The 5,942-nt window shown below is 72.3% G+C and carries 6 protein-coding genes and 1 rRNA gene; 3 read left to right on the forward strand and 4 right to left on the reverse strand.

Annotation, left to right across the window (positions count from 1 at the left end; translation table 11 throughout):
• The first annotated feature begins 23 nt into the window (after positions 1-23).
• From rrf to VFJ94_RS04630, 3 genes are all read left to right on the forward strand, one after another.
• Positions 24-140: ribosomal RNA gene (gene rrf / locus VFJ94_RS04620) — 5S ribosomal RNA — on the forward strand.
• A 145-nt stretch (positions 141-285) separates the two neighbouring features.
• A complete protein-coding gene (locus VFJ94_RS04625) occupies positions 286-669 on the forward strand; it encodes a cupin (RefSeq protein ID WP_325003018.1) in 384 nt (127 codons plus the stop codon).
• A complete protein-coding gene (locus VFJ94_RS04630; protein ID WP_325003019.1) occupies positions 666-1,841 on the forward strand; it encodes an adenosine deaminase in 1,176 nt (391 codons plus the stop codon). Before VFJ94_RS04625 ends, VFJ94_RS04630 begins: the two co-directional genes overlap by 4 nt.
• Here VFJ94_RS04630 and VFJ94_RS04635 read toward each other — a convergent pair.
• Genes VFJ94_RS04635 through deoC form a run of 4 tightly spaced genes read right to left on the reverse strand, consistent with a single transcriptional unit; the run spans position 1,774 to position 5,809 of the window.
• A complete protein-coding gene (locus tag VFJ94_RS04635; RefSeq protein ID WP_325003020.1) occupies positions 1,774-2,433 on the reverse strand; it encodes an AAA family ATPase in 660 nt (219 codons plus the stop codon). The two genes, VFJ94_RS04630 and VFJ94_RS04635, sit on opposite strands and share 68 nt — an antisense overlap.
• 13 nt (positions 2,434-2,446) lie before the next feature.
• Positions 2,447-3,334 carry an aldehyde dehydrogenase family protein gene (locus tag VFJ94_RS04640; RefSeq protein ID WP_325003021.1) on the reverse strand — a complete coding sequence of 296 codons (888 nt, stop codon included), beginning with the start codon at positions 3,332-3,334 and terminating at the stop codon, positions 2,447-2,449.
• Positions 3,331-4,785: an aldehyde dehydrogenase family protein gene (locus VFJ94_RS04645; protein WP_325003022.1), complete on the reverse strand. Its 1,455-nt coding sequence runs from the start codon at positions 4,783-4,785 to the stop codon at positions 3,331-3,333. Before VFJ94_RS04645 ends, VFJ94_RS04640 begins: the two co-directional genes overlap by 4 nt.
• A 19-nt stretch (positions 4,786-4,804) precedes the next feature.
• Complete coding sequence (gene deoC / locus VFJ94_RS04650; protein WP_414654558.1) at positions 4,805-5,809, reverse strand: deoxyribose-phosphate aldolase; 1,005 nt, start codon at positions 5,807-5,809, stop codon at positions 4,805-4,807.
• Positions 5,810-5,942 lie beyond the last annotated feature (133 nt).

The following is a 5,942-nucleotide window of genomic DNA, read 5'->3' on the forward strand; positions in this document are numbered from 1 at the left end:
CAGGTTTGATATCTCCATAGAGTTACGGCTGCCATAGCGAAGGGGAAACGCCCGGTCCCATTCCGAACCCGGAAGCTAAGCCCTTCAGCGCCGATGGTACTGCACTGGTGACGGTGTGGGAGAGTAGGACGCAGCCGGACATACTTTGATAAACACGCGCCCGGACCCAGGCACTGCCTCAGGTCCGGGCGCGTGGTGCTGTCCGCACGCGGTGCATCGCGGGCCCTCTCACCGGGTGGCGTCCCACCGCAGGGGCCGCCATCGCGCAGGGCGTAGGGTGGGCCGGTGCCCGAGCTCATTCCCGCTGCCACCCGCATCCCCGTTCCCGGCGGCAAGGTCATCGACGAGCACGTCGGTGCGGTGACGACCCCGGGCCTGCGCCTCGCGGCGTCCGTCTCCGTGGCCCACATGGTCGCCCCCCCGGAGTGGTCCGAGCCCTTCCAGACCCCCGAGTTCGACGAGATCACCCTCGTCCTGGCCGGCCGCGTCCTCGTGGAGCACGACGGAGGCACCCTCGCCGTGGACGCCGGACAGACGGTCGTCACGCACGCCGGGGAGCGGATCCGCTACTCCAGCGGACCGGAGGGCGCGCGCTACGTCGCGATCTGCCTTCCCGCCTTCTCACCCCGCATGGCCCATCGGGAGGACGACGGAGCCGCCGGACAATGACCGCGGCCGCGATCGCCGCAGCGCCCAAGGTGCTGCTGCACGACCACCTCGACGGCGGGCTCCGGGCGGACACCATCGTCGAGCTCGCGGACGAGGCCGGATACGACGGGTTGCCCGTCCGCGAGCCGTCCCGGCTGCGGTCGTGGTTTCGCGCAAGCGCCTCCAGCGGGTCGCTACCTCGATACCTCGAGACGTTCGAGCAGACCCTCGCCGTCCTGCAGACGAGGGATGCCCTCTTCCGGGTGGCGCGCGAGTGCGCGGAGGACCTCGCGGCCGACGGCGTGGTCTATGCGGAGAGCCGCTACGCACCCGAGCAGCACCTCGAAGCGGGCCTGAGCCTCGAGGAGGTCATCGAGGCGGTCAACGCCGGCTTCCGGGAGGGCGAGGCGCGGGCCGCCGCCGCGGGCCGCCCGATCCGGGTCGCCGCGCTGCTCACGGCGATGCGGCACGCGGCCACGTCGACGCAGATCGCCGAGCTTGCCGTCCGCTACCGCGACGCCGGCGTGGCCGGCTTCGACATCGCCGGCGCCGAGGCCGGCTTTCCGCCCACGAGGCACCTCGACGCCTTCGAGTACCTCCGCCGGGAGAGCGCCCACTTCACCATCCACGCCGGAGAGGCCTTCGGACTGCCGTCCATCTGGGAGGCGATCCAGTGGTGCGGTGCGGACCGCCTCGGGCACGGTGTGCGCATCGTCGACGACCTCAGCATCGACGGCACGCCTTTCCGGGACTGGCTCGACGCCCAGCGGGACGACGAGGAGGCGCTCAGCCTGGTCGGGCTCGATCGGGTGCACCTCGGCCGGTTGGCGGCCTACGTCCGTGACGTGCGCATCCCGCTGGAGATGTGCCCGAGCAGCAACCTGCAGACCGGCGCGGCGCGGTCCATCCCACTGCACCCCATCACCTTGCTCAAGCGGCTGCGCTTCCGGGTCACGCTCAACACGGACAACCGCCTCGTGAGCGACACCTCCCTGAGCAAGGAGATGTCGCTGCTCGTCGAGCACGCCGGCTGGACCATGGAGGACCTGCGCTGGGTGACCATCAACGCGATGAAGTCGGCCTTCCTGCCCTTCGACGAGCGGCTCGCGATGATCGACGACGTCATCAAGCCGGGGTATGCCGCGCTGGGTCGCCCCGCATCGCCAGAGCCGACTCGGCCTCTCGGGGGGTGACTGGGCGGGCGCCGTGCGCGACGGCCTGCGCCACCACCGCCGGCTCGGCGCGCAGCAGCGCCATCCCACGCCGGAGCAGGATGTGCGGGGGCTTGCGCCGCTCGGCCAGGTCCCGACCCAGGCGCAGGGCGAAGGTGAGCCACCGGTTCCGCCGGACGCAGAGGACGTCGGCGAGCAGGCCCTCGGTCCGCAGCGGCTCGACGAGCCGGGCGGCGAAGAGGCCTTCGGCGAGCACGGGGTCGGCGCAGCGGGCCGAGACGCGGTGACTCCCGACCACCGACGAGGTCGCGATGTCGTAGACGGGCACGTCGACCTGGCCGGTGTCAACGAGCTCGCGCAGCGCGGCCACCGCCGCGTCGGCGTGCCACGAGTCGACGTGGTCCCAGTCCACGATGCCGAGCGGGGATCGTGGCAGGTCGGGGTCGTCGAGCCCGCGGTAGAAGTCGTCGAGACGGATCACGGGCCAGCCGTGCACCTCGCTGAGGCGCGCAGAGAGCCGGCTCTTCCCCGCGCCGCTCGGACCCGTGATCAGGATGACCCGCTCGCGCCTCCGGGGCGCGAGCGGGTCACCCTGAGTGCGTGCGGGACCCACCGAACGGCTCGCGTCAGAGGCCTTTGGGGTGCCACACGGTCTTGGTCTCGACGAACGCCCGGATCCTGGTCAGGTCCGGCGGCTGCGCCCAGTCCGGCTCCGCCGGCGTGCCGTCGGTGAGGTGGGGTCGCAGCACCCGCTTGAGGTTGCCGGCTGCCTCGGCCTCGAGGAAGGCCCAGTCCACCCCGTCGGCACCTGCGGCGCCGGTGAGGTCGAGGGCGCCCACGTCGCGGTGGGCGGCCAGCCACGGGGCCACCTCGGCGGTCCTCGCCGTGAGGATGTTGACGACCCCTCCTGGCACGTCAGACGTGGCGAGCACCTCGCCGAAGGTCACGGCGGGGAGCGGTCGGTCGGCACTCGCGAGAACGACCGCGGTGTTACCGGTGCAGATCACCGGAGCCAGCACCGACACCAGCCCGAGCAGTGAGGACCCTTGCGGCGCAAGGATGCCCACGACCCCCGTCGGCTCCGGCACGGAGACGTTGAAGAAGGGCCCGGCGACGGGGTTGAGGCCGCCGAGCACCTGGGCCACCTTGTCGGTCCACCCGGCATACCAGACCAGTCGGTCGACGGCGAGGTCGACGACCCGGGCCGCGTCCCGAGCACCGAGCCCCTCCGCTGCGCCCACCTCGTCGGCGAACTGCGCCCGGCGTCCCTCGAGGACCTCGGCGACGCGGTAGAGGACCTGACCACGGTTGTATGCCGTCGCGCCGGACCACCCGGCAAGGGCGCCCCGGGCGGCGACGACCGCGTCACGCGCGTCCTTGCGCGAGCCCATCGCGGCGTTGGCGAGGAAGGCGCCGGAAGGGGAGCTGACCTCGTAGGACCGGCCCGACTCGCTCCGCGGGAAAGCCCCGCCGATGTAGAGCTTGTAGGTCTTGCGGATCGCGAGGCGGCTCATCGGCCCGCTCCGGTCATGACGTAGGCCTCGAGGCCGTGCCGGCCGCCCTCCCGGCCGTAGCCGGACTCCTTGTACCCGCCGAACGGCGAGCTCGGGTCGAAGCGGTTGAAGGTGTTGGCCCACACCACGCCGGCCCGCAGCTGGTCGGCCATCCAGAGGATCCGCGAGCCCTTCTCGGTCCACACCCCGGCCGAGAGGCCGTAGGCCGTGTTGTTCGCCTTGGCCACCGCCTCCTGCGGCGTGCGGAAGGTCAGGACGCTGAGGACCGGGCCGAAGATCTCCTCGGTCGCGACCCGGTGCGTCTGTGACACCCCGGTGAGCAGGGTGGGGCGGAACCAGAAGCCCGACGCGGGCAGCGTGCACTCCGGCGACCAGGCCTGCGCGCCCTCCGCGATGCCCGCCTCGACCAGGCCGGAGATCCGGTCGAGCTGGGCCCGCGAGTTGATGGCGCCGACATCGGTGTTCTTGTCGAGCGGGTCCCCGACGCGCAGGGTCGTGAGCCGACGCCGGAGCCGCTCGACGAGGGCGTCGTGGATGTTCTCCTGCACGAGCAGGCGCGAGCCGGCGCAGCAGACCTGGCCCTGGTTGAAGAAGATGCCGCCGACGATGCCCTCGACGGCCTGGTCGATGGGAGCGTCGTCGAAGACGATGTTGGCGGCCTTGCCGCCCAGCTCGAGCGTCGCCCGCTTGCCCGTGCCGGCGATCGAGCGGGCGATGGACCGGCCCACCTCGGTCGAGCCGGTGAAGGCGACCTTGTCGACGTCGGGGTGCTCGACGAGCGCGTGGCCGGTGCGGCCGTCGCCCGTGATGATGTTGACGACGCCGTCGGGCAGGCCCGCCTGCTGGCACACCTGCGCGAAGAGCAGCGCGGTCAGGGGCGTGGTCTCCGCCGGCTTGAGGACGACCGTGTTGCCGGTGGCCAGGGCGGGGGCGACCTTCCAGGCCAGCATGAGGAGCGGGAAGTTCCACGGGATGACCTGCGCGACGACGCCGTGCGGGCGGGCCACCTCCGCGCCCGACGCGGTGAGGCCGGCATACTCGAGCTTGTCCGCCCACCCGGCGTGGTAGAAGAAGTGGGCGGCCGCGGTCGGCACGTCGACGTCGCGCGACTCCTTGATCGGCTTGCCGTTGTCGAGGGTCTCGAGGACGGCGAACTCGCGGGCCCGCTCCTGCAGGATCCGGGCGATGCGGAAGAGGTACTTGCCGCGCTCGGCGCCGCTCATCCGCCCCCAGACGCCGTCAAACGCCTTGCGGGCGGCGGCCACGCCCCGGGCCACCTCGGCCGGGCCGGCGTGGCTGACCTCCGCCAGGACCGTCTCGTCAGCGGGGTTGACCGTCGGGAAGAGCCCGGTGGGCTCGGTGAAGCGGCCGTCGATGAACAGTCCGTAGGTCGGCTCGACCGTGACGACCGAGCGTGACTCGGGCGCGGGCGCGTACTCGAAACGTGACATGCGTGGTCCTCGCGGGGTCTCAGTCGAGAGTGACGTAGTCGGGGCCGGAGTAGGCGCCGGTGGTGAGCTTGTGCCGCTGCAGGAGCAGGTCGTTGAGCAGCCCCGAGGCCCCGAAGCGGAACCAGTCGGGGGAGAGCCAGTCCTCGCCGGCGACCTCGTTGACCATGACGAGGTACTTGATGGCGTCCTTCGTGGTGCGGATGCCGCCGGCCGGCTTGACCCCGACCTGCGTGCCCGTGAGGTCGCGCCAGTCGCGCACCGCCTCGAGCATCACGAGCGTGACCGGCAGGGTGGCGGCGGGCTGCACCTTGCCCGTCGAGGTCTTGATGAAGTCCGCGCCGGCGAGCAGGGCGAGGTAGGCCGCGCGGCGCACGTTGTCGTAGGTCGCGAGCTCGCCCGTCTCGAGGATGACCTTGAGGTGGGCGTCCGGCGCGTCGCCGGGGCGGTGGCAGGCGTCCCGGACGGCGGCGATCTGCGTGCACACGGTGAGGTAGTCACCGGCGAGGAAGGCGCCCCGGTCGATGACCATGTCGATCTCGTCGGCCCCGGCCCGCACCGCGTCCTGGGTGTCGGCGACCTTCACCGGCAGGCTCGCCCGCCCGGACGGAAAGGCCGTGGCCACAGCGGCCACCCGGATGCCGCTGTCCGCGAGCGCCGCACGCGCCGTCCCGACGAGGTCGCCGTAGACACACACGGCCGCCGGCCGGGGCGTCGTCGGGTCGGTGGGGTCGGGCACGAGCGCCTTCGCACAGAGCGACCGGACCTTGCCCACGGTGTCGGCGCCCTCGAGCGTCGTGAGGTCGATCATGCCGATGGCCGTGTCGATGGCCCACGCCTTGGCGCTTGTCTTGATCGACCGGGTGCCGAGCGCGGCGGCCCGGCCCTCGCAGCCGACCTGGTCCACTCCCGGCAGGCCGTGCACCCACGAGGTGAGCGCCTCGTTGGTCAGGCGAGAGACGCCGAGCAGGTCGCGGGCCCCGGCCGCCAGGTTGGCCTCCGCGGTGGTGGAGGTGCTGAGGGTCACCCCGCGAGTCTAGCCGCGCGGCCGCGCGGCCGACTCGGGCCGCGGGGGGCGACGCCGCCTACCATCGAGGAGAGGATCGGCGGCGAGCAAGGCGGCGAGCAAGGCGGCGAGCAAGGCGCCCAGCACGGAGACG

Origin of the sequence: Intrasporangium sp. (assembly GCF_035688975.1) — a bacterium.
Classification (GTDB): domain Bacteria; phylum Actinomycetota; class Actinomycetes; order Actinomycetales; family Dermatophilaceae; genus CALMNV01.